17 protein-coding genes are annotated in these 25,121 nt (G+C 44.8%); 15 read left to right on the forward strand and 2 right to left on the reverse strand.

Annotation, left to right across the window (positions count from 1 at the left end):
- Positions 1–6: 6 nt before the first annotated feature.
- Together VIG27_RS07430 and VIG27_RS07435 are read right to left on the reverse strand one after the other, a co-directional pair.
- On the reverse strand, positions 7–1,623 hold the full coding sequence (locus VIG27_RS07430; RefSeq protein WP_394526746.1) for an AraC family transcriptional regulator: 1,617 nt from the start codon (positions 1,621–1,623) through the stop codon (positions 7–9).
- 3 nt (positions 1,624–1,626) lie between these two features.
- On the reverse strand, positions 1,627–3,462 hold the full coding sequence (locus VIG27_RS07435; protein ID WP_394526749.1) for a sensor histidine kinase: 1,836 nt from the start codon (positions 3,460–3,462) through the stop codon (positions 1,627–1,629).
- A gap of 373 nt (positions 3,463–3,835) precedes the next feature.
- On the opposite strand from VIG27_RS07435, the gene VIG27_RS07440 reads away from it, so the two are divergent.
- From VIG27_RS07440 to rlmD, 15 genes are all read left to right on the forward strand, one after another.
- Positions 3,836–5,185: an ABC transporter substrate-binding protein gene (locus VIG27_RS07440; protein WP_394526752.1), complete on the forward strand. Its 1,350-nt coding sequence runs from the start codon at positions 3,836–3,838 to the stop codon at positions 5,183–5,185.
- 109 nt (positions 5,186–5,294) lie between these two features.
- Entirely contained in the window at positions 5,295–6,362 is a 1,068-nt protein-coding gene (locus VIG27_RS07445) for a carbohydrate ABC transporter permease (protein WP_394526755.1), read from the forward strand.
- A gap of 17 nt (positions 6,363–6,379) precedes the next feature.
- Entirely contained in the window at positions 6,380–7,216 is an 837-nt protein-coding gene (locus tag VIG27_RS07450) for a carbohydrate ABC transporter permease (RefSeq protein WP_394526758.1), read from the forward strand.
- Positions 7,217–7,220: 4 nt separating this feature from the next.
- Complete coding sequence (locus VIG27_RS07455) at positions 7,221–9,050, forward strand: glycoside hydrolase family 2 protein (RefSeq protein WP_394526761.1); 1,830 nt, start codon at positions 7,221–7,223, stop codon at positions 9,048–9,050.
- On the forward strand, positions 9,022–10,203 hold the full coding sequence (locus VIG27_RS07460; RefSeq protein WP_394526763.1) for a glycoside hydrolase family 88 protein: 1,182 nt from the start codon (positions 9,022–9,024) through the stop codon (positions 10,201–10,203). Before VIG27_RS07455 ends, VIG27_RS07460 begins: the two co-directional genes overlap by 29 nt.
- Before the next feature lie 33 nt (positions 10,204–10,236).
- Positions 10,237–11,937 (forward strand): DUF2264 domain-containing protein, encoded by a 1,701-nt coding sequence (locus VIG27_RS07465; RefSeq protein ID WP_394526765.1) that lies wholly within the window; start codon positions 10,237–10,239, stop codon positions 11,935–11,937.
- A gap of 35 nt (positions 11,938–11,972) precedes the next feature.
- Positions 11,973–14,999 (forward strand): glycoside hydrolase family 2 TIM barrel-domain containing protein, encoded by a 3,027-nt coding sequence (locus tag VIG27_RS07470; RefSeq protein WP_394526768.1) that lies wholly within the window; start codon positions 11,973–11,975, stop codon positions 14,997–14,999.
- Positions 15,000–15,183: 184 nt separating this feature from the next.
- Positions 15,184–15,513, forward strand: a complete 330-nt coding sequence (locus VIG27_RS07475; protein WP_394526772.1) for a cupin domain-containing protein — start codon at positions 15,184–15,186, stop codon at positions 15,511–15,513.
- A gap of 66 nt (positions 15,514–15,579) precedes the next feature.
- On the forward strand, positions 15,580–15,939 hold the full coding sequence (locus tag VIG27_RS07480; protein WP_394526776.1) for an MmcQ/YjbR family DNA-binding protein: 360 nt from the start codon (positions 15,580–15,582) through the stop codon (positions 15,937–15,939).
- Positions 15,940–16,309: 370 nt separating this feature from the next.
- A complete protein-coding gene (locus VIG27_RS07485) occupies positions 16,310–18,052 on the forward strand; it encodes an ABC transporter ATP-binding protein (protein WP_394526778.1) in 1,743 nt (580 codons plus the stop codon).
- The gene (locus VIG27_RS07490) at positions 18,028–19,818 is read left to right on the forward strand and encodes an ABC transporter ATP-binding protein (protein WP_394526781.1); all 1,791 of its coding nucleotides are present in this window, start codon (positions 18,028–18,030) and stop codon (positions 19,816–19,818) included. The genes VIG27_RS07485 and VIG27_RS07490 overlap by 25 nt, the downstream gene beginning before the upstream one ends.
- Positions 19,819–19,861: 43 nt before the next feature.
- Positions 19,862–20,743 (forward strand): patatin-like phospholipase family protein, encoded by an 882-nt coding sequence (locus VIG27_RS07495; RefSeq protein ID WP_394526784.1) that lies wholly within the window; start codon positions 19,862–19,864, stop codon positions 20,741–20,743.
- A 3-nt stretch (positions 20,744–20,746) separates the two neighbouring features.
- On the forward strand, positions 20,747–23,026 hold the full coding sequence (gene pcrA, locus VIG27_RS07500) for a DNA helicase PcrA (RefSeq protein WP_394526787.1): 2,280 nt from the start codon (positions 20,747–20,749) through the stop codon (positions 23,024–23,026).
- A gap of 147 nt (positions 23,027–23,173) precedes the next feature.
- Complete coding sequence (locus VIG27_RS07505) at positions 23,174–23,467, forward strand: DUF4366 domain-containing protein (protein WP_394526789.1); 294 nt, start codon at positions 23,174–23,176, stop codon at positions 23,465–23,467.
- 93 nt (positions 23,468–23,560) lie between these two features.
- Positions 23,561–24,919: a 23S rRNA (uracil(1939)-C(5))-methyltransferase RlmD gene (rlmD, locus tag VIG27_RS07510; RefSeq protein ID WP_394526792.1), complete on the forward strand. Its 1,359-nt coding sequence runs from the start codon at positions 23,561–23,563 to the stop codon at positions 24,917–24,919.
- The last annotated feature ends 202 nt before the right edge of the window (positions 24,920–25,121 follow it).

Below are 25,121 nucleotides of genomic sequence, written 5' to 3' on the forward strand. Positions count from 1 at the left end.
TTCTCCTTAAGTCTCATCACAGGTGCTGATGGTATTTTGCTGTATAAATTCCCTGGGGGATAAGCCGGTAATTTTTTTAAATACTTTACTGAAATAAAAGGCACTTTCAAAGCCCAGTTGATCGGCCGCTTCGTAAATTTTCATGTCCTGCTCCAGAAGAAGGGATTTGGCTTTGTTTATCTTTGCCTGGGCAATGTATTCAGAAAATCCAAGCTGACAGTTCTTTTTAAATAAGATGCTTAAATAATTCGGGCTTAACCCAAAGATCCCGGCAACTTCATTTAAACTGAGCTTTTCCGTAATATGATTGTTAATGTATTTCTGAACATTTGTAATAACATGGGCTTTATAGGTTTTCCGTTTGGATTTAAGAATTTGGCACAGTCCGTCGCGGAAAATGACCATCCATTCGGAGATCTGTTCCACATTGCTGAAACGGTAAATCGAACGGTAACCGTCGCTGTAGGAGGAGAAGATTTCCGCCATATTTTTTTCTCCGTCAGGCAATAGGGACAGGGCTAAATAAAGGATGTTGCAGGCTCCGTCCGCCGCCTGGGAAAAGCGCATGGGATGGGATTCAAACAATTCGATGATCTCTGTTAAGGTCCGATAAAGCACGTCCGTATCAAACTCATTAAAGGCTTTTGTGATCTCATTTTTAAATACCGTAATGTTAAAGGCGTTACGCATAAAAGCCATATCAGAAGCAGTAAAGATCACGGCAGTTTCTTTTTCAGAGGCTTTTGAAAATGCCTGACGGGCTTCCTGATAGGATTCGCTGAGTTTCATAGGGTGGCTCACAGGAGTTCCCACTCCGGTAAATAAGGTTACATTAAAGTAATTGTGAACCATTTCTGCCGCATTGGAAAAACAGCGGGAGATGATTTCTTCTTTAAAATCTTCTGCTTCCGGCAGATGGAAGACCACTGCAAAATGTTTCATATCCAGAGAGATGACATAGGCCGGAAGATGTTTTCCGATAATCTCTTTTGCCATCTGCAGGGTGCTGTTATACAGCTTCATAAGCTTGGTATAATCCATGTCCTTATGCCCGTCTTCCCTGATTTCACAAAATGCCGCAAAATAGCAGTTCTCCATAAATTCCAGCTTTAAATCCCTGGCCTGAAGTAAAAACTGATCTTCGCTGTCAAATAAATTATGTAAAAGCCGCATAAAAAATTTCTCATAATAACTCTGTAAAAGCGGCCGCCCGGAGTCCCTGTATTCCAAAGATACCTGCAGGGTATCCAAGCGGGAGAGTGCTTTTTTTACTGCTTCAGACAGTGAATCTGCGTTCAGTTCCAGTTTGATTAAGTAGTCTACGGCTTCATAGGACATGGCTTCTTTGATAAGCTGAAATTCTTCATAACTGGTCAGAAAGATGAAAAGGGGAATATTTCCATAGGTATCCCGGCTGGCTTTTGCCAGTTCCAAACCGTTCATAATGGGCATACGAATATCCGAAATAACGATTTCCGGTGAATATTCTGCAATCATTTCCAGGGCATTTTTCCCATTCACGGCAGTTCCGCAGATTTCAATGTCATAATCCGCCCAGTTTAACATGGATTTAATTCCGATCTGAACCAAAGGTTCATCGTCTGCAATCAATAATTTCTTCATAACTTACCTTTCTGTTGACTGGTTTTCTGAATGAAGTACATATGGAATCCGGATAGTCATGGTGGTGAAAGCTCCTGGTTCGCTTGTTATGGTAATGCCATATTCCGGACCAAAATCGTACTGAATGCGTTTATTGACGTTGCTGATACCCACATGCCGGAAAAATTCCGTTTTGCTGCCGCTGCCGGTATCGTTTTTTAATACCTGCCGGATCGTCTCCTGACTCATACCAACCCCGTTGTCCGTAATCTCTATTTTTAAGATTTTTTGCGGAAATAATTCTTCTGTCTGTGCGGAGACGATGATTCTGCCTGCCGTCTTTGCAGGTTCGATTCCGTGGAACAGCGCATTTTCTATAATGGGCTGCAGGGAAAAACGGTGAATCATGCACTCGTACAATTGTTCCGATTCTATGTGATACTCAATGGAAACACTGCCTCCATAGCGGTATTGCTGGATGAGAAAATAATCCTTTACAAGAGCCAGCTCTTCCTTTAAGGGAATAAGTGATGCGGTTCCTTTTGATACATTTTTAAGAAGTCTGGCCAAAGCAGTGGTCATGTCGGCAATGCCGGCAGCATTCTGTATGGTAGCCATCCATTTGATGGAATTAAGTGTATTGTATAAAAAATGGGGATTAATCTGGCTTTGGAGGATCTGATATTCCAAATCCTTTTTTTGCTTTTCATCGGAAACCCTTTTGTCTAACAGGGTGAGGATGTTTTGTGACATGCTGTTGATGCCTCTTCCTACCTGGCCCAGCTCATGGTCCCATTCAATGGACCGATCCCTTGAAAAATCCCCGGCGGAGATTTTAGATATTTTCCCGCTCAATTTGTGAATCGGACCCATAATGATCCGGTTTAACAGAAACATTAACAGTACACCCAGAGAAAGGATAAAAAGGCATATTCCCAGAATCAGCAAGGTATATAAATTTTTCTGCTGGTCAAACTGTTGTTCTGACAACACCTGAGACAGCCGGAATCCTTCCATTCCTTCCACCGGACGTTCGACTACGATGCGCTTCTGCCCCTGGTCTGTGGTAGCGGAAAAAACCTGTGTTCCCTGGGATAAAGAATCACTTTCCGGTAACAGGACCGGATCTTTATAAGGAAGTTTTGTCTCCTGCCAGTCATTGGAACGAAAGCTGTAGGTCTTTGGCCCAATGGTCAGATAAAGTGAGCTATCATCAGGAAGAGGGTAGGAAGCCAGATAATCCGTAAAAAGCTGGGATGAGATCTCTACATAGGTCCAACCGATGATCTGGGAACTGAACTCATTGTATACCGGACGTATTATGGGAATGTACATTTCCCCGCTGATATCGGAAAAGGGGTCTTTTACCAGACCGATCCAGAGAAAGTCTCTGGAGTCATAGAGGGTGGTAAAAAAACGTTGCTGGCGGATAATTTTAGCGGCATAGGGAGAGGTATAGCTTGCGGAGGCCGCCATTTGGAGAAAGTTGTTCTCATCAAGGGTGGAAACAATTACCCGGGAAATGTACTCGTTGGACCGGGTATTATAATATTCTTCTTTTAAACGGTTGTGTGAGGAGAGGGCCAGGGGACGTAAGTTTTTCTTGTCCTGGGTAAACGTGGGGAGCTTTGACTGGCCTTTAAATGCTTTTAAATAATCCAGCATGGCGCCGTTGGAGCAGCACCATTTGCTGAAATATATGATATCCTTCATATCAGCGGCAATATTATTATTTACAACCTGTAAGCTGAATTCGGCGGACTGAATCTGGTTTTTTCTTAAAAAAGACTGAAAGACCCAGAAACAGACCGATGTGGTAAGAACGGTAATGAGCAGCGTGACAGAGGCGGTAAGAGCCATAAGTTTACCCCGTATCGTTTTCGGGAGGAGCTTTTTCCACATGATAAAAATATGTCCCTTCTTTCTTTCATACAGTATTGTTTGATGGTTTCTTCTACAAAGTTAGCCTATTTCTTGTAAAATGTCAATGAAAAAGCAGGTGTGTTTTTTGCAAAAACAGGTAAATATGTATGCAAGAGAGAAATATTACTGTTTATCATAAAAAATTACATGTTTAGAAAATTTAAAAAAAGTCTATGAATAAATAGTGAATCTTTTCTAATAGATATTCCATTCTTAAATGGAAAAAGTTCCTTTATAATTTAGGTATGGTAAATCGCCGGATCGCAGATGGCATTTACTTTTTAATCATTTCAAATCAGGAGGGAATACAATGAAAAAAAGAACGCTCAGTCTTGCACTGGCCTGTGCCATGGTAGTAACCAGTCTTGCTGGTTGTGCCGGAAGCACAAAGGGAACGACGGCAGGTTCCTCAGAAGGCACAAAGGAAGAGACAAAGCAGGCAGAAACTACGGAGTCTGCAGATGGAAAGACCGTTTTAAAATGGTCTGTTTGGGATGTCAGCTCAACGACCTATTATCAGCCGCTGATTGATGCATTTGAGAAGGAGCATCCGGATGTAAAGATCGAAATGGTAGATTTGGGATCTACCGATTACCAGACCGTTCTTGCAACAGAATTAACAGGAAGCGGTTCTGATTTTGACGTTGTGACCGTTAAGGATGTTCCTGGATATATGACGCTTGTAAACAAAGGGGTTTTAGAGCCTCTGGACAGCTATATCCAGTCTTCCAATGTGGACTTAACCCAGTATAAGGGTCTTACGGATCAGATTAAGGTGGATGATAAATTATATGAGATTCCGTTCCGCAATGACTTCTGGGTACTGTTCTACAACAAGGATTTATTTGATAAAGCAGGGGTTGCTTATCCAACCAATGATATGACCTTTGAGCAGTATGACGCTCTGGCAAGAAGTCTGGCTGTGGACACACCAGGACAGGAGGTATATGGAGCTCATTATCATACCTGGAGATCTGCGGTACAGCTCTTCGGGATTCTCGATGGCAAAAATACCATTATAGACGGAAAATATGAATTCTTAAAACCATATTATGAGATGGTGCTGAAAGAGCAGGAAGACGGTATCTGCCAGGATTATGCTACGTTAAAGACCAGCGGATTGCATTATTCCGGTGCATTTGCCCAGGGAAATGTAGCGATGATGAACATGGGAACATGGTTTATTTCTACTTTAATGGAGAAGATCCGTACCGGTGAATATACCGACTGTACCAATTGGGGCATTGCAAAATATCCTCATGCGGAAGGCGTAGAACCAGGTTCCACTCTTGCAACCATTACCTCTTTGGCAATTCCTTCCAATGCACCTCATAAAGATCTTGCATGGGAATTTATCAATTTTGCAAGCGGAAAAGAAGGTGCTGAGATCCTTGCAGCTACAGGAACCATCCCGGCTGTTATGAACAATACGGTTGCTGATCTGGTTTCCGGAGCAGACGGATTCCCCAAGGATGACACAACCAGCACGGATGCGCTTAATACTTCCAAACTCTATCTTGAAATGCCGGTAAATGAAAAGAGTTCTGAAATTGAAACCGTTTTAAATGAAGCTCATGATGCAATCATGACAGGCAGCATGTCCGTGGATGACGGCATTGCTCAGATGAACGAAAAAGTTGGTGCAATTTTAGGTCAGTAAAATCCTGAAAGATCAAACAGAGGCGGGCAGCGAAAAGCCCGCCTCATTTAAAGAAACTTCTGATTTGAGAATTGATAAAACGAATAGTGGAAAAAGGAGGAAGAGCAAAATGGCGAAGACAATAACGGAGTCGCAAAAACAGGAAAAAATCACAGCCTTGCAAGAAAAACGGGATGCTTTAATTCAAATGCTTCCTGATGCCACAAGCACAAGAAAACGTGATGGGTTGATTGCGAAGATCGAAATAATAGATGAAAAAATTAAAAAAGTCCGGACAGGAGAGCGTTTTACCAGACAGGAAAAGAGGAATTTGATTGCTTATTCCTTTATTGCTCCTAATTTCATCGGATTTGCAGTTTTTACACTGGGACCGATCATTTTTGCCTTTGTTCTGGCATTTATGAAATGGGATGGAAACAGTCCCATGCAGTTTGCAGGACTTAACAATTTTGCAGATATGTTTGCAAATGCCAGATTCCGGGCGTCCTTTGTAAATACTCTTGTTTACTGTTTGGCGACGGTTCCTTTGACCCTGGCATGTGCCCTTGGCTTAGCAATCGTGCTCAACCAGAAGATCAAAGGAAGGAATTTCTTCCGGACCGTTGGATTCTTTCCTTACGTGGCTTCCCTGGTAGCCGTGGCAGCAGTATGGAATATGCTGTTCAGCCCCATGAAGAGCGGTCCTGTCAATATGCTTCTTTATAATCTTGGAGTTCATGCAAAGAGTCTTCCAAAATGGGCCGCAGATCCTCACTGGGTCATGTTTACAATCGTGTTGTTCAGTGTATGGAAAAATATGGGTTATTACATGGTGATCTACCTTGCAGGGTTACAAGGGATTAACGGGGAGCTTTATGAAGCAGCAGGTCTTGACGGCTGTAATGCCTGGCAGAAATTCCGCTATATTACCTGGCCCCAGCTGCAGCCAACCACCTTCTTTGTAACGATTATCTTAACCATCAACTGCTTTAAGGTTTATGATATCGTTTATATGCTGGCGGGAGGTTCCAATGGAATTGTAAGCTCCCAGGCAATGGTACTTGTTTACCACATTTATGAAGAGGCATTCCGTAACTGGAATTTAGGTTATGCAAGTGCGGTAGCTATGGTGTTGTTCTTAATGGTTCTTGTCATCACACTGGTTCAGTTCCGTGGTGAGAAGAAGTATGCAAACTAAGAAAAGGAGGATACGTTATGAAATTAAAAAACAGAAATTCTAAAATCAGCAAATGCCTCCTTTATGTGGTTTTGGTGATTCTGACCTTTACCATGCTGGTTCCCTTTGCCTGGATGTTTTCCGCTTCCTTAAAACTGGATAAAGACGTATTTGTTTTCCCAATCCAGTGGATTCCAAAAAATCCCAGATGGCAGAACTATCTGGATATCTGGACAAAGATCCCGCTTATGACCTTTGTATTGAATACAGTAAAAATCACGCTGATTGTAACTGCTTTGCAGCTTTTGACCAGCAGCTTTGCAGCATATGCGTTTGCAAAATTGAAATTCCGCTACAAAAACACCTTGTTTATGGCTTATATCGCAACCATCGCGGTTCCGTGGCAGGTATACATGGTTCCCCAGTTTATGATGATGAGAAACTTCGGGTTAAACGATTCTCATCTGGCCATCATCTTCCTCCAGGCGTTCTCCGCCTTTGGCGTGTTCATGATGCGTCAGTTCTATCAGGGCATCCCCGATGAACTGTGTGAAGCGGCAAGGATTGATGGTATGAGCGAGTATCAGATCTATGCAAGGATCATGCTGCCATTGTCAAAACCGGCGCTTTCCACACTGACCATATTTACCTTTGTTAATACATGGAACGATTTCTTAGGACCTTTGATCTATTTAAAGTCAGAAGCAAAAAAAACATTGCAGTTAGGACTGAAAATGTTCATCAGCCAGTATAGTTCGGAATATGGTTTGATTATGGCTGCGTCGGTTCTGTCCCTGATTCCTGTGCTTATCGTGTTCCTGTCTCTGCAGAAGCACTTTGTGGAAGGTGTTGCTGCAACTGGTGTGAAAGGGTAAAGAGATGAAACAAATAAAAAATTTCGTGGACAATATCCATAATGAAGCTTATAAGGACCATTATATGTCTCCCATATTGGAGGCCGGATCTTATGTGCTTTCCGGCGGCAGAAAAGAAGTGTCCTTAAACGGAAACTGGAATTTTTCCGTAGATATGTATGATAACTGTCTCAGAGCCAAATGGTTTCTGGAAGAGAAAACAAATTCAGAGGGGCGCAGAGTTCCTTTGGATTATGGGTTTGATGACTGGGAGGAGATCCCGGTGCCGGCAGTATGGAACCTTGTGAAACCGGAATATTTTTATTATGAGGGACCGGCGGTATATAGCCGCCGGTTCTTTTTAAAAGAGAATCCGGGGGGGCGTGTGTTCCTGCAGTTTGGTGCCGTATCCTATGAAGCAAGAATCTTTTTAAACGGCGTTTTTCTGGGACTGCATAAGGGTGGTTCCACGCCCTTTGGGGTAGAAGTGACTAAAGAGTTAAAGGAAGAAAACCGACTCATCGTAATTGCAGATAATACCAGACGTCAGGATCAGATCCCCAGTGAAAATACGGACTGGTTTTTATACGGGGGCATCTACCGGAGTGTATCCCTTCTTTTTGTACCCGATATTTATATCAAAGATATGAACGTTCATTTGAATGACCGGGAAAATAAGGAGATAAAGGTTTCCGTATCTTTAGGCGGCTGTGAACGATTTTTAGAAGGAGAAGCCGTTTTCTCCATTCCAGAGCTTCAGTTAGAAACGGTGATATCCATTGGAACAGAGGGAGAGGGACAGGCTGTTTTTAAAGCAGATGGGCTTTCTCTGTGGAATCCAGAGGACCCTAAATTATATGAAGTTTTCGTAAAACTCCGCATCCGGGGGCAGGTTCTTGATGAGGTAAGAGACCGGATCGGTTTCCGTACGGTGGAAACGAAAGGAAGAAAGATCCTCTTAAATGGAAAACCGGTCTTTCTTCGGGGGGCCTGTCTGCATGAGGAGACGGAGGAGCATGGGAAGGCGGTTACGAAAGAAGACATCCGTCAGGCCTTTAAAAAAGCCAAAGAAATGAACTGCAATTTTCTGCGCCTGGCTCATTATCCTCATACGGAGTGGGCTTCTCAACTGGCAGATGAGGAAGGCATTCTTTTATGGGAGGAGATCCCGGTTTACTGGTGGATTGATTTTGCCAATCCCCATACCCTCAAAGATGCAAAAAACCAGCTTATGGAACTGATCAAAAGAGATTTTAACCGGGCCAGCGTAGTGATCTGGTCTGTGGGCAACGAAAATCCCGATACAGACGAACGGTATCACTTTATGAGGGAACTGGCTGAAACCGCAAAAGCCTATGACCCCAGCCGTCTGGTGTCTGCAGCCTGTCTGGTGGATGTGGTAAATTTAAAAATATCCGACAGGCTGGAAGGACATTTGGATGTCATCGGATTCAATGAATACTATGGCTGGTATGATCCGGATTATGAAAAGCTGAATGTGATTTTAGAAGGCTCAAACCCAGATAAACCAGTGGTCATCAGTGAATTCGGAGCAGATGGTTATCTGCCCGATGGAAAGGCTGGCAGTAACGTGCGGGGGTCCGAAGAGGAGCAAAAGGAGATTTACGAAAAACAGGTTGCAATTTTCCGGAAAACCGACTATATTCAGGGCACTTCACCATGGATATTGTTTGATTACCGGACTCCCAAGCGGCTGGGTGCATATCAAAAAGGATATAATATCAAAGGGCTTGTGACTGCGGACCGGAAACGGGAAAAGCCTGCTTTTTCAGTAATGAAGGACTTTTACGAGGAGGTAATAAAAGATGAGCAAGCAGATGGAAGCCCTGTTTGAAGAAAAACCGGAGCTTACAGAGGAAAAATGCCGTGAAGCTATGGATTTTGCGGTGATACAGGTAAAAGATAATTTAAAGGAATTTACCCATTCCTTTAAAAAAGCGTACAGCGAAAACGGTTTTTACCAACCAACTCCTAATGTGAACTGGACCACCGGCTTCTGGACCGGACAGATTTGGCTGGCTTATGAATGGAGCAGGGCAGAGGAGTTAAAAAACGCCGGACAGATCCAGATCAAAAGCTTTTTGGACCGGATCGACCGTAAGATCGAAGTGGATCACCATGATATGGGATTTTTGTATTCACCCTCCTGCGTGGCAGGCTACAAACTGGCAGGAGATGAGTTGGGAAAAGAAGCGGCCATAAAAGCGGCAGACCAGCTAATCAGCCGGTTCCAGCCGGTAGGGGGATTTATCCAGGCTTGGGGACCCATGAATCAGCCGGAAAACTACCGCTTCATCATTGACTGTCTGTTAAACCTGCCTTTGTTATACTGGGCGACGGAAGAAACCGGCGATGAAAAATATCGGGAGATTGCAGAAAAACATATTCATACCGCCCTCGCCAATGTGATCCGGGAGGATGATTCTACCTGGCATACCTTTTTCATGAACATGGAGACGGGAGCACCGGATCATGGAGCTACCTGTCAGGGATACAGAGACGGGTCAGCATGGGCCAGGGGCCAGGCTTGGGGTGTCTACGGCTGTGCCATGGCTTACCGTTATACCAGCCGTCCGGAATACATCAACGATTTTAGGCGGGTGACCACATACTTTCTGGAGCATCTTCCATCGGATCTGGTTCCGTATTGGGATCTGGAATTTGGGGAAGGCTCCACAGAGCCAAGAGATTCCTCTTCTGCATCCATAGCAGCCTGCGGTATGCTTGAGATGGCAAAGTATCTGGAGGAAGAGGAGGCCGCTTATTATACCTCCATGGCGAAAAAGATCATGGCATCTGTCGTGGAGCATTATGCGGTAAAGGATTTAAAGGAATCCAATGGATTGGTTCTTCACAGCACCTATTCCAAGAAGTCTCCTTACAATACCTGCACTCCGGAAGGGGTAGACGAATGCAACATCTGGGGAGATTATTTCTATATGGAAGCCCTGACCCGGTTATCCACGGATTGGAATCCTTATTGGTAATATTTGAAATCATTTGAAAAGAGGCAGAATAATATGAAACTAGAAACGAAACAGGAGTTCCGTCAATGGATGTTTCAGGTTCTGGAGCCCTTAAAGCCCTTGTACAGCCAAGGCTGTGCGAGGCTCCATTTGGGTGATACCGGCGTCACATATCCCAAAACCAGCATTGAGATGGAGGCGTTTTCCCGTCCCTTGTGGGCACTGGTTCCCTTCTGGCTCGGAGGAGGCAGCGGGTTTGAAGAGATTTACCAGAAAGGCCTCTTAAACGGAACGGATCCAGCCCATCCGGAATATTGGGGCGGATTTGGAGACTATGACCAGAAGTTTGTAGAAATGGCAGCTATCGCCTGCAGCTTGATTTTCACCCCGGAAAAAACCTGGGAACCCTTAGGAGATCAGGGAAAAGAAAATCTGGCAAACTGGCTTTACGGAATCAATGAGCACATCATTCCTGACTGTAACTGGCAGTTTTTTATGATTCTTGTCAATGTGGCTTTAAAGAAACTGGGGTGCCGTTACAGCGAAGAAAGCCTGGCTTCGGGACTCGCTAAAATAGAAAGCTATTATCTGGGGGAAGGCTGGTACCGGGATGGCGGATCCAGCCAGAAGGATTATTACATTTCCTTCGCTCTCCATTACTATGGACTGATCTATGCGGTAGTCATGGAAAAGGAGGACCCGGAACGCTGCCTGCGTTTTAAGGAACGAGCCACATTATTTGCCGGAGAGTTTCTTTACTGGTTTGATGAAAATGGAGCAGCGCTTCCCTACGGAAGAAGTCTTTCCTACCGGTTTGGAGAGGCCGCATTCTGGTCGGCGTACCTATTTGCCGGTCTTGATGATATTCCGGTGGGAGTGGTAAAGGGAATTATCAGCCGTCATTTGAACTGGTGGATGGAGCAGAAGATGTTTGACCGGGATGGAGTACTGACCATAGGCTACAGCTATCCCAACCTGATTATGGCAGAGCGCTACAATGCACCCGGTTCGCCGTACTGGGGCATGAAGACCCTTTTATGCCTGGGACTGCCGGATGACCACCCGTTCTGGACCGCAAAAGGAGAAGCACTGCCGGAACTTTCCAGCCGAAAGCTGTTAAAGCAGGCAGATATGCTGATGCACCGCCGGGGAGGCGATGTAGTGGCTTATCCGGCAGGCGTATGTGAAACATATGGACACGGTCATGTGCCTGAGAAATATTCAAAGTTCGCATATTCCACCAGATTTGGTTTCTCGGTGGCCAGGAGTCAGATCGTGCTTCATGAAAATGCACCTGATTCCACTCTGGCATTTGTCATTGACGGAGATGATTATGTATTTGTAAGAAAATACAGTGATTTCTATGAAGTATCCGAAGAACGGGTCATCAGCAGCTGGCATCCATTTCCGGGAATCAAAGTAAATACCACCATTGTTCCTCAGGATTATGGCCATTTAAGAGTTCATGTAATCGAGAGCCAGTTTGATTGTGTGGCTTACGACTGCGGTTTTTCCGTAGAGAAATTTACGGAAGAGTACGAACAAAAGGCAGAGGGAGAGCAGTCCTATATTTTCCAGAAAAAGCAGGGATGCAAAGTATCCGGAAAGGGTCCCGGGGCCAAAGGCGTGATAATAGAAGCAGACCCGAATACCAATGTACTTTATCCGAATGCATCCATTCCGGCAGTATCCTATCGCATAAAAAAAGGGGAATCCGTTCGCCTGGAGACCATGGTAACAAGCTTTGTCCGGTAAATGGAACCACAGTTTGAATCGAAGGAGGGTTCTTTATGGAACTGAAAACAGCAAAATTGGAGTGGCTCGAAGATCCGAAAGTCTTTGCAGTCAACCGCATACCGGCTCATTCCGATCATTGTTATTATGAATCGGAGGAGGAAGCCTCGAAAGGGGAAATGGGGCTTCGCCAGCTTTTAAACGGTACATGGAAGTTTTCCTACGCCAATCGCCCTGCGGACAGGGAAGCAGATTTTTACAAAGAAGGTTATGATGACAGCGGATTTGGAGAAATTGAAGTCCCTGGTCATATGGAACGGAACGGATACGGCAGATGTCAGTATATCAATACCATGTACCCGTGGGATGGGCTGGCTGATATCCGGCCTCCGTTTACGGATCAGGAGAACAATCCGGTGGGAAGCTATGTCCGGGAATTTGAACTAAAGGATTCTCTCAAAGGAAAACGTCAGTTTTTATCCTTCCAGGGCGTGGAGACCGCTTTTTATGTATGGCTCAATGGGACGTTCATCGGTTATGGGGAAGACTCCTTTACCCCGTCAGAATTTGAAATTACCCATGCGGTGAAGGCCGGTACCAACCGTCTGGCGGTGGAAGTGTATAAAAGAAGCAGTGCCAGCTGGATCGAGGATCAGGATTTCTTCCGTTTTTCCGGCATATTCCGTGATGTCTATGTATATGCAGTCCCCAAATGCCATGTGGAGGATGTGTTTGTCCACGGAGATGTTTCTGAAGATGGTAAGAACGGACTGTTCCGTGGGGAACTGACACTTTTAAAAGGGACAAAAGGAAGGGTTTCTGCGGTCTTAAAGGACAAGGAAGGCAGAGAGGTGTCTTCTTGGGATGGAATCCCTGCCGATAGAAAAGTGGAACTTTATGCAAAAATACCCTCTGTTCGTTTGTGGAGCGGAGAGGACCCTTACCGGTATGAATTCACTGTGATTTTGAAGGATGAGGAGGGAAAAGTAAATGAGGTGGTCCCTCAGAAGGTGGGATTCCGGCGTTTTGAATTAAAGAATCGAATCATGCATTTAAACGGAAAAAGAATTGTATTCCGGGGTATCAACCGGCATGAATTTCATGTGAGGAGAGGACGAAGCATCACGAAAGAAGATATGATGTGGGATATACGGTTCCTGAAACGTCACAACATCAATGCAGTACGGACCAGCCATTATCCCAATCAGAGCTTATGGTATGAGCTTTGTGATGAGTATGGGATCTATCTGATTGATGAGGCCAACTTAGAGAGCCATGGCTCCTGGCAGAAGATGGGGGAAGTGGAGCCTTCCTGGAACGTTCCGGGGAATCTTCCGGAATGGAAAGACTGCGTGATCGACCGTGCAAAATCCATGCTGGAGCGGGATAAGAATCATCCCAGCGTTCTGATCTGGTCCTGCGGCAATGAGTCTTATGCAGGGGAGGATATTCTTGCAATGGCAGAATTCTTCCGGAATCGGGATCCTTCCAGGCTTGTTCATTATGAAGGGGTATTCCACAACCGGGATTATGATCAGATCAGTGACATGGAAAGCCGGATGTATGCCAAGGTGCATGAGATTGAGGAATATTTAACAAATAGTCCGGAAAAACCGTTCATTCTTTGTGAATATATGCACGCCATGGGAAATTCTCTCGGAGGAATGGATAAATATACCCAGCTGGAAGACCGGTATGACATGTATCAGGGCGGATTTATCTGGGATTATATGGACCAGTCTCTGATGAAAAAGGATCAGTACGGCAAAGAGCATATGACCTATGGCGGTGATTTTGGTGACCGCCCTACCGATTACAGCTTCTGCGGAAATGGAATCATTTATGCAGACCGTACCGTTTCTCCCAAGGCCCAGGAAGTGAAGTACTTATATCAGGATATCCGTCTGGTTCCAGATTTAAAAGGTGTTACCATTGAAAACAGAAGAATGTTTACGGATACCTCCGATTTGGAATTTGTCTACATGGTTTTAAAGGATGGGGAACCCGTTTTTCAGAAATGTTTTTATGCAGCGGTGAACCCTTTTACGTCCAGCCATATTGACGTAGATGTTCCGGAATTTACTGAGCCCGGAGAATATGTCAGCCAGGTCTCCGCTCTTTTGAAGCAGGATACCTTGTGGGCGGAAGCCGGGTTTGAAATCGCCTTTGGAGAGCATCGTTCAGTTGTGGAAGGGGAAACAAAAGCGTGTTGTGAAAAGCCGCTTACTGTGATATATGGAGATGTAAACATCGGTGTTAGGGGAGAAGGCTTCCAGGTGTTGTTTTCCAGACAGGAGGGTAGCATCGTTTCCATCGTTTATGATGGAAAGGAGTGGGTTGGAAGACCGATCATGCCGGTGTACTGGCGGGCGACCACAGACAATGATAAGGGCAGCAAATTTTCTGTAGACAGTGCGGTATGGTTCGGTGCCGGACGGTTTCCCCGTTATGACAATAAAAACTGTCTGGTGGAGGAAACAAAGGGGCGGATCAAGGTTACCTATACCTATGAACTGACCACCATTCCCAAAACAATGACCCGGGTTACCTATGAAGTGACCGGAGACGGAAGGATTAAAGTGAATGCGGTATATCAAGGAGAAAAGGGCCTTCCGCAGCTGCCTGCCTTTGGCATGAGGCTTATCACGCCCGAAGCAGTTCAACAATTCACCTGGTACGGACGGGGACCGGAGGAAAATTACAGTGACCGGAGACAGGGGGCAAGGCTTGGGATCTATAAAGATACGCCGGAAAATAACGTATCCCGCTATCTGGTTCCCCAGGAGTGCGGAAACAGAACCGGAGTCCGCTGGCTCAAGGTATCCGGCATGGATGGCCATTCCATCAGGTTCCGGTCGTTAAGTGAGCCCTTTGACGCTTCTGTGCTCCCGTATACGGCAGAGGAACTGGAATGTGCGACCCACCGGGAAGAGTTACCTGCAGTGCGTAATACGGTTGTAACGATTCTGGGCGCCATGAGAGGCGTAGGCGGTGATGACAGCTGGGGAGCACCCGTTCACCCGGAATATTGCATCAGCGGCGAAAAGGAACTTGTAACAGAATTTGTGATAGAAAAAGGATAAAAAAGGAGGGGCAGGAAAAGGAGTCTTATGGTTTTCCTTTTGCCTGTCTCTTTTTTTATATAAAAATGGGAAAAACTTCTTTAAAATGGTTGTTTTTCTTCTTTATGCGTGGTAATTTGATTAAAGAATATATAACTGGAGGTTAAGTCACACAGAGTAAAAAACACGAAAGCGAGGTCATGATATGAAGATTGTTTTTAATGAAATTGAGGAAGCGGTCCTGCCTCAGTTTCAAGGAGGGGAAAAAGAATTTAAAACCAGAATGTTTGCGGATCAATACAATAAGATCCAGCGGGGGAGATTAGAGCCGGGAGCTTCCATCGGAATGCATACTCACGATACCAGCAGTGAGATCATCTATATTCTTGAGGGTAATGGAACGGTGCTGTTTGACGAAGGAAGAGAATCCGTTAAGGCAGGCGAGTGTCATTACTGTCCCAAGGGACATGCTCACAGCCTTATTAATAGCGGAGATAAGGAGTTGGTGTTTTTTGCAGTAGTTCCTCAGCAATAACAGATGCGTCTTTTAAGGCTAAAATGAAATCGTAATAGAAAATAAGTGAAAAAACGGGGGCAATGTATGAAGTATCAGTGGATTGATGAGTATTTGAAAGCAATGAAAGGGGTGTCCAGTGATGTGAAAGAGGAATGGAACTGGACCAGATATTTTATAGGTGATAAGATGTTTGCGGCTGTCTGCAGGGATGAGCAGGGAGAAGACCATTTGATCAATTTAAAGCTGGAACCTGCGGAGGGAGCGTTTTTAAGACAGCAGTATGAAGATATTGTTCCGGGATATGACATGGACAAGATCCACTGGAATTCTGTAAAAACCAATGGAACTGTTCCTGAGAATCTATTAAAGGACCTGCTTGAAAAATCCTATTATCTGGTATTTTCCAAGCTTTCCAAAAAACAGCAGGAGGAATTGTCTTCATAAATTGCTTGACAAATGAAAATATTGGCAGTATTCTTATTGCTGAAACGATTAACGAAATTTTAAGAAAAGGAGGCAGTAACTATGATGAGCATCAACAACATGATTGGAATCAATGGAGTTAATGGAATGGGATTTCACGTTACATTCATTCAGTCTGCCTCATGGAATATAGTCTCCCCGCGTACTTGATAAAGGGATCACTTCAGCTCTTAGTAAGAGTATTTTATGAGTATAAACCGCAGTCTGAAAGGACTGCGGCTATTTTTTTCTGAATTTACCGGAAAAGGCCGCACTATGCTGCTTTTTCCGGTTTTTTTTAGTATAGATGCGTGAAATATTCTCGTGTTTGTAAAAGATTAAGGAGGAAAGTATGAAAAATCTATGGAAGTATGTAAAAAAGTATTGCTTCCTGTACGTCCTTGCGATCGCAGCCATGATCGTCAGCATTCTTCTCGATGCGGCAGCGCCTCAAATCACAAAGCACATCATTGATGATGTGATTGTGGGCGGAAAAATGCAGATTCTCATGAAGCTGCTGTTTGGACTTGTAGGAATCGGATTAGGGAGAGCGGTGTTTCAGTATACCAAAGAATTTATATTTGATTATGCGGCAGCCGGGATTGGCAGCCGATTAAGAAAAGATTTATTCGACCACATTCAGACCTTATCCATGGGCTATTTTGATAATCATAACACAGGAGAGCTGATGGCAAGAATCAAGGATGATGCGGAACGAATCTGGAATGCCTTTGGGTTCGTGGGGATGCTGGTCCTGGAGTGCACCATTCATACCGTAGTGGTTATTATCTGCATGTATCGGATCAGTCCGGTATTAACACTGATCCCTTTGGCCATTCTCCCTGTGATCGCCTGGTACGCCATTAAGATGGAGAACGGGCTTGGTGAGGTTTACGATAAGATCAGTGAGCAGACCGCAGAATTAAATACGGTTGCGCAGGAAAATCTGGCAGGTGTGCGTACGGTAAAAGCCTTTGCAAGAGAAGAGCATGAAATTGAAAAATTCAAAAAGCATAACAAAAAGTATTATGACTTAAATATGAGGCAGGCAAAACTCATTGTCCGCTATCAGCCAAACATCTCTTTTTTATCCAAAATACTGCTTATGGCTGTCATCGTGATCGGAGGGATTCTCGTGATCCATGATAAGATGACATTGGGAGATTTAGGTGCCTTTTCGGAATATGCGAGCAATATTATCTGGCCCATGGAAATGATCGGCTGGCTGAGCAACGATCTGGCAGCTGCCATGGCTTCCAACAAAAAAATCAAAGCAATCATGGAAGAACAGCCGGTGATCAAAAACAATGACAAGCCGGTGTCTCCGGACCTAATTAAGGGGGAACTGGAATTTGATCATGTAAACTTTGAACTAAATGGAAAACGCATTTTAGAGGATATTCACTTCACGTTAAAGAAAGGAAAAACACTGGGGATCATGGGTGTGACCGGTTCAGGGAAAAGTTCCATCGTCAATCTGATCCAGCGGTTCTATGACGTAACGGACGGAAAAATTCTGCTGGATGGAATTAATATAAAGGATCTTCCCTTGTCTCTTTTAAGGGGACAGATTTCAGTGGTCATGCAGGATGTGTTTCTCTTTTCCGACAGCATAACGGAAAACATTAAAACCGGTAATAAGGACGCGGCTCAGTGGGAAAGTGTGCAGCAGGCCTCGATTTCTGCGGAGGCACACAGCTTTATTACAAAACTGTCAGAACAGTATGATACGGTAATCGGAGAACGGGGCGTGGGACTATCCGGCGGTCAGAAACAGCGCATCAGCATAGCCAGGGCCATTGCAAAAGAAAGTCCCATCCTGATTTTAGATGATTCCACATCGGCTCTTGATATGGAAACTGAGAAGGAAATTGAAGCTCATTTATCGGAGTTAAAAGAGAGCTCCAAAATAATCATCGCCCATCGGATCTCCGCAGTGCGCACCGCAGATGAAATTCTGATTCTTTCAGAAGGAAAAATCGTTGAACGGGGGACCCATAAGGAGCTTATGGAAAAACGGGGAGAGTATTACAAAACCTATCAGGTGCAGTACGGAGAGGAGGAAGTAAAATGGCAGTCAATTCCAGCAGAATAGATGAAGACCAAAAGGAAGTCTTAAAAAAGGATACCATGCTCCGGATGTTTAAGTATCTTTTGGATTATAAAAAAGAAATCGTGATCGTGTTGTTTGTCATGGCGGGAACCATAACCATCAGTTTGCTGGCCCCCCTGATCATGGAGTATGCCATCAATGTTTGCGTGGCACAGAAGGACATGAAAGGACTGCTGCGGCTGGGAGCCGGGGCGGTGGTTCTGTACCTGCTTTTTTTGATGGGAACCAAGATCCGGATGCGCTTGATGGCGGAGGTGTCCAATAAGGTGCTTTTAAATATCCGGGAAGAGTTATACCGCCATATACAGACCCTGGGCTTCGGCTTTTTTGACAGCCGTCCCACTGGGAAAATACTGGCCAGGATCATTGGAGATGTGAATTCGTTAAAAGATGTTTTATCAGATAGTGTGACCCAGCTGATTCCTGATCTTTTGACTGTGATTTTCGTGGCAGTTATTATGCTGGTGAAAAATTACCGGCTGGCTATGGCGGCTTTGCTGACACTTCCTATCTTAGCCGTGGGCATGTTTTTCATTGAAACCACAGTTCATAGAAGGTGGCAGGTCTATCGGAAGAAAACCTCCAATTTAAATGCATATGTCCATGAGGATCTTTCCGGTATCAGGATCATACAAAGCTTTGCCGCAGAGCCGGAAACAAAGAAGATGTTCCATGATCTGGTGAATCAGCATTACAGATCATTCATTGATGCGGTCCTTGTCGCCGATGCGTTCGGTCCTCTGGTGGAGATCACCTGGGGCCTGGGAGGATTTTTGCTGTATTTTATCGGTATCCGCATTGTAGGAGTGGAACAGATCGGAATCGGTACGTTTCTGGCTTTTTCCACCTATATCGCCATGTTCTGGAGCCCGATCCGCAATCTGGCCAACTTTTATAATAAACTGACTACCAATATATCCGCCGCAGAACGTATTTTTGATATCATTGATACGGAATCGGAAATCATGGATCAGGCAGGAGCGGAAGACTTGCAGGAAATAAAAGGAGAGGTGGTATTTGAAAATGTTTCCTTTGCTTACAGCGATGAACCGGACCGCCTGATCTTAAATAACGTTAGTTTTTCGGTGAAACCAGGTGAGACCATTGCGCTGGTGGGACCTACGGGAGCAGGTAAGACCACGATTGTCAATCTGATCAGCCGTTTTTATGAAGCCACCAAGGGAAGTATAAAAATCGACGGCCATGAGGTCAAAGATGCCACCTTAAAAAGTTTAAGAAGCCAGATGGGAATCATGACCCAGGACAATTTCCTCTTTTCCGGAACCATAAGAGACAATATCCGGTATGGCCGGTTGGACGCATCTGAGGAGGAAGTCGTGGAGGCCGCAAAGGCGGTCAGTGCCCATGATTTTATCATGAAACTGGAACAGGGCTATGATACGGTGATCAGCGAAAGGGGAGCCGGATTATCCATTGGCCAGAGACAGCTTCTGGCATTTGCCAGAACCATGGTATCAAGGCCTGGAATCCTGATTCTTGATGAAGCCACCTCAAGCATTGACACCCACACAGAATTGCTGGTTCAAAAGGGGATTGATGCACTTTTAAAAGGCAGGACCTCCTTTATAATTGCCCATCGTCTGTCCACCATCCGAAAGGCGGACCGGATCTTTGTTATTGACCAGGGAAATATTATGGAATCCGGAAGCCACGAAGAGCTTTTGAATCTCCAGGGAGCCTATTATAAATTATACCGGAGCCAGTTTTCCCAGATGGAAAAGGATTGACCGAACCGGGGAAATGCAATAGAATAGAACGTGAGGTGATAAAATGACAGAAGGAGCATTGGTTTTAGAAGGAGGTTCCCTTCGGGGGGTTTTTACCGCCGGAGTGCTTGATGTACTTATGGAAAAGGAAATTGAATTGTCCTATGTAAATGGCGTTTCTGCAGGTTCTATGGCAGGAATGAGCTATATCAGCAAACAGATTGGCAGGACGATCAAGGTGAATCTGGATTATGTCAGAGATAAGCGGTTCCTTAGTTTTAGAAACATGGTAAAGAATCGCTCTATTTTTAATTTTGATTTTTTATTCGGGGAATTAAGCGATACCCTGGTTCCCTTTGATTATGATACCTTTCATAATTCCAAACAGATATTTGAAGTGGCGGCTACCCGCTGTAAGACAGGGAAGCCGGAATATTTTGAAAAAGGAACCTGTGAAGATTTTATCAGTGCGGTAAAGGCCTCAAGCAGTATTCCCATTCTTTCCGGTATGATCAGTGTCGGCGGGAAAAAATATCTGGATGGAGGCTGTTCCATGCCCATCGCCTATCAGAGGGCCATAGATCTTGGATATGAAAAGATTGTGGTGGTCCTCACCAGGGAACGGGGATACCGGAAGCCGCCTCTGGATCAATGGACAAAAAGAGGATATGAGCGTTATTTTGCTCCTCTGCCCCATTTTTTGAAGGCGCTTGAAGAGGTTCCCGACCGATATAACCGTATGCAGGAGGAGATCGACCGGCTGGAAGAGGCTGGTAGAATCTATGTTATACGGCCGGATAAACATGTGACGGTACATAGAACCGAACAGGATAAGCGTAAATTGCAGGCACTTTATGAAGACGGCCGGCGGCTGGCAGAGTCCCAGGTAGAGGAACTGAAGGTTTATTTGGGCATGAAAGCGGAAGGAAAGGAAGAAACGGTATAATTTATGAGCATTTATGATACTTTAAATCCCATGCAAAAGGAAGCGGTTCTCCATACGGAGGGACCGCTTCTTGTACTGGCTGGAGCCGGGTCAGGAAAGACCAGGGTACTTACACACCGGATTGCCTATTTGATAGAAGAAAAAGGGGTTAATCCATGGAACATCCTTGCCATTACATTTACCAATAAAGCGGCCGGAGAGATGAGGGAACGCGTGGACCGACTGGTAGGATTCGGAGCTGACAGCATCTGGGTCTCCACATTTCATTCCTCCTGTGTCCGTATTTTAAGGCGGCACATTGAAAGCCTGGGTTATACCACGAATTTTACCATATACGATTCCGACGACCAAAAGACGCTGATGCGCCATGTGCTGAAAAAACTTGAACTGGACCCAAAGGTGTATAAAGACCGGGCAATGCTGGGTGTGATTTCCTCATCGAAAAATGAGCTGATAACAGCTGCGGAATTTGAAGCCGGTTCTACCGGTGATTTCCGTCAGAAAAAAGTGGCTCAGGTTTATAAGGAATATCAAAGCCAGTTAAAGAAGAACAATGCCCTGGATTTTGATGATCTGATCATGAAGACGGTACAGCTTTTTGAGAGCAATCCGGAAATTCTTAATTACTACCAGGAACGTTTTAAATACATCTTAGTGGATGAATATCAGGATACCAACACCGCCCAGTTTAAGCTGGTCAGTCTTCTGGCAGGCAAATACAGGAATCTCTGTGTGGTTGGGGATGATGACCAGTCCATCTATAAGTTCCGAGGGGCGAATATAGAGAATATTTTAAACTTTGAAAAGGCTTATCCTGGTGCAGTGGTCATAAAGCTGGAGCAGAATTACCGTTCCAGCCAGAGCATTTTAAATGCAGCCAATGAAGTCATACGCCACAACAGGGGCCGGAAGGACAAGACCCTTTGGACCGCCAATGAGGAGGGGCCTCTGGTCCTTTTCAAGCAGTTTGAAAATGCCGGTGAGGAGGCGGATGCCATTGTCCGGGATATTTTAAACAGCGCTGCCGACTATCAGGACTGTGCCGTTTTATACCGGACCAATGCCCAGTCCCGTCTGATTGAAGAAAAGTGTCTTCAGCACAATGTACCTTACCGCATGGTGGGAGGCGTCAACTTCTATCAAAGAAAAGAAATCAAGGATGTACTGGCTTACTTAAAAACCATTGCCAATGGAAGGGATGATCTTTCCGCATTGAGAGTTATTAACGTTCCAAAGCGCGGCATCGGAGCCACCAGTCTATCCAGGATTCAGGCGTTTGCGTCCGAGCATGGATTTGGCATTTATGACGCCTTTTGCCGGGCAAAGGCAGTTCCTGGCCTGGGAAAAGCGGCAGATAAGGTGCTTGGCTTTACCGCACAGATCGAGGATTTTAGAGACCGGATTCAGGAAGAGGCCTACTCCATCCATGATTTGATCGAAGATGTGCTTGATGAAACCGGATATTTAAAGGAATTGGAATCAGAAGGAGAAATCGAGTACCAGACCCGTCTTGAGAATATAGAAGAGCTTATTAATAAAGCGGTCAGCTTTGAAGGGGACCATGAACATCCGGATCTCAATGAATTCCTGGAGGAAGTAGCTCTTGTGGCGGATGTAGACCGGATGGATGATTCGGAAAACCGGGTGACGCTTATGACCCTCCACAGCGCCAAGGGGTTAGAGTTCCCCAGAGTGTATTTAAGCGGAATGGAAGACGGTTTATTCCCAAGCATGATGTCCATTTCCTCAGATGATAAAGAAGATGTGGAGGAGGAACGCCGGCTTTGCTATGTGGGGATTACCAGAGCACAAAAGTTCTTGATGATGACCGCGGCAAGACAGCGCATGGTCAATGGAGAGACCCGGTATTCCAAGGTCAGCCGGTTTGTGGAGGAGATCCCCGACCACCTTTTGGATTCCAACAAACTGGAACCGAGACTTTCATCGGTGCGCAGTAATACCGATTTTGATGACAGTGCACTGCCATGGGGAAAGCCGTCCGTACGTTCCGCCGGAGTCAGCAGTTTCGGACCGGGTAAGAACGCCTATGCTTCCAAAACTGCGCAGCCGGCGTCAAGCCCTGGGTTTGGAAAGGCATTTACGGTTGAGAAGGCAGCTTCCTTAGACTATAAAGAAGGTGACCGGGTCAGCCATATCAAGTTTGGAGAAGGCCAGGTGATGGAAATTAAGGATGGCGGAAGAGATTACGAAGTTACCGTTCATTTCGAGAAAGCAGGCGTTAAAAAAATGTTCGCTTCTTTTGCTAAATTGAAACTTTTGTAAATTAAATTATAAATACATAAAATTTAAAAAAATTGTGAAAATGATAGTAAAAGAACCGATATAATGGTATAATAACTCCCATAGGCAGAGAGACGAATCCTTTGCCGTAATTAAGGAAAGCAAGGCTCTCAGAAAGGACGTGGAGACATGAACAGATTTGATGCAATGAGCAAAGAGGCTATGAGCAGACTGGAAGATCTTATGAACTCAAGCAGAGTGAATGATTTGCTTCATAAAAGAGAACAGGAAGAGAAGAAGAAAAACTGTATCCTCTGGATACTGGCGATTGTAGGTGCGGTAGCAGCAGTGGCAGGAATTGCCTATACCGTATATCGTTTCTTCACACCGGATTATTTGGAAGATTTTGAAGATGATTTTGATGACGATTTCGACGATGATTTCTTTGAAGACGACCAGTCCGACGAAAGTTCTGAAAAGTAAGATTGGCATTATAATAGAGAGAGAGCGTGCCTCAATTGATGAGACACGCTTTTTGCTCGATTGGATATAATTAAAAGGATAGGAGTCAGCATAGTGAAAAAGGGTGAGATATACGAAGGAACCGTCGGCCGTTTTGATTTTCCGGATAAAGGGATCATCGAACTGCCGGAGGGAAAAATTACAGTGAAGCATGCACTTCCGGGGCAGAAGCTGCGTGTGATGATCAACAAGAAACGTGGTGGAAAGGCAGAAGGCCGAATTCTTGAGGTGCTTGAACCTTCCAGTCTGGAGACTGCGGCAGACCCCTGCCCTCATTTCGGAAGCTGCGGAGGCTGTACGTATCAGACGATACCTTATGAAGAGCAGTTAAAAATCAAAGAGAAACAGGTAAAAGATTTAATTGACGGTGTCTGTGAGTCCTATGATTTTGAAGGAATTAAGGCCAGTCCTATTGAAGACGGATACCGGAATAAGATGGAGTTTTCCTTTGGAGACGAATACAAAGATGGCCCTCTGGCTCTTGGAATGCACAAGAGGGGCAGTTTTTATGATGTGGTGACCACCACGGATTGCAGGATCGTAAATTCTGATTTCTGCCATATATTAAAAACAGTCAAGGAATATTTTGAAGCCCGGGGAACGGGATTTTATAAGAAAATGCAGCATATCGGATATCTGCGGCATCTTTTGGTCCGCCGTGCCATTAAGACCGGTGAAATTTTAATCGATCTGGTAACCACGACACAGGAAGACATGGACCTGACTCCATTAACAGAGCAATTGCTGAAGCTGGAGTTAAACGGTAAGATTGTTGGTATCCTTCATACGTTGAACGACAGTCTTGCGGATGTGGTAAAAAGTGACAGGACCGATATTTTGTACGGGCAGGATTATTTTTATGAAGAACTTTTAGGACTGAGATTTAAAATTTCTCCGTTTTCCTTCTTTCAGACCAATTCTCTGGGAGCGGAAGTGCTTTATGAAACCACAAGAAGGTATGTGGGTGAAACAAAGGATAAGGTGGTATTTGACTTATACAGCGGAACAGGAACCATTGCTCAGATCATAGCGCCGGTTGCCAAGAAAGTCGTGGGAGTGGAGATTGTTTCCGAAGCGGTAGACGCTGCCAGGGAAAATGCCAAACTTAACGGCCTGGACAATTGCGAATTTATTGCCGGAGATGTGTTGAAGGTGATTGATGAACTAAAGGACAAACCGGATCTCATTATTCTGGATCCTCCCAGAGATGGAATCCATCCGAAGGCTCTTTTAAAGATCATTGATTTTGGCGTGGACAGGCTGGTGTATGTGTCCTGCAAGCCAACAAGCCTAACCAGGGATTTGGTGGTGCTGCAGGAGAATGGGTATCGGGTGGAGAAGGTGTGTTGCGTGGATATGTTTCCTTCTACGGCGAATGTTGAAACGGTTTGTCTTCTGTCGAGGAAACCTTGAATTTATGTGGGATTGAGAGGTTTTTTCTGAGATTATGAGTCTGTGCTAATAAAATCTGTTTGGCGTTACTGAAATCCTAAAGGGGGATGGGGTAACGCCAAAATGTCTGTTTCAGGACTTTTGCGGAAAAGATAGATTTTCGCTAAAAGGTATATTGGAATATGCGTATTTTCATAATTATGATAAGGGAGTATGCTAAAGA

Origin of the sequence: Lacrimispora sinapis (assembly GCF_043633585.1) — a bacterium.
Taxonomy (GTDB): domain Bacteria; phylum Bacillota; class Clostridia; order Lachnospirales; family Lachnospiraceae; genus Lacrimispora; species Lacrimispora sinapis.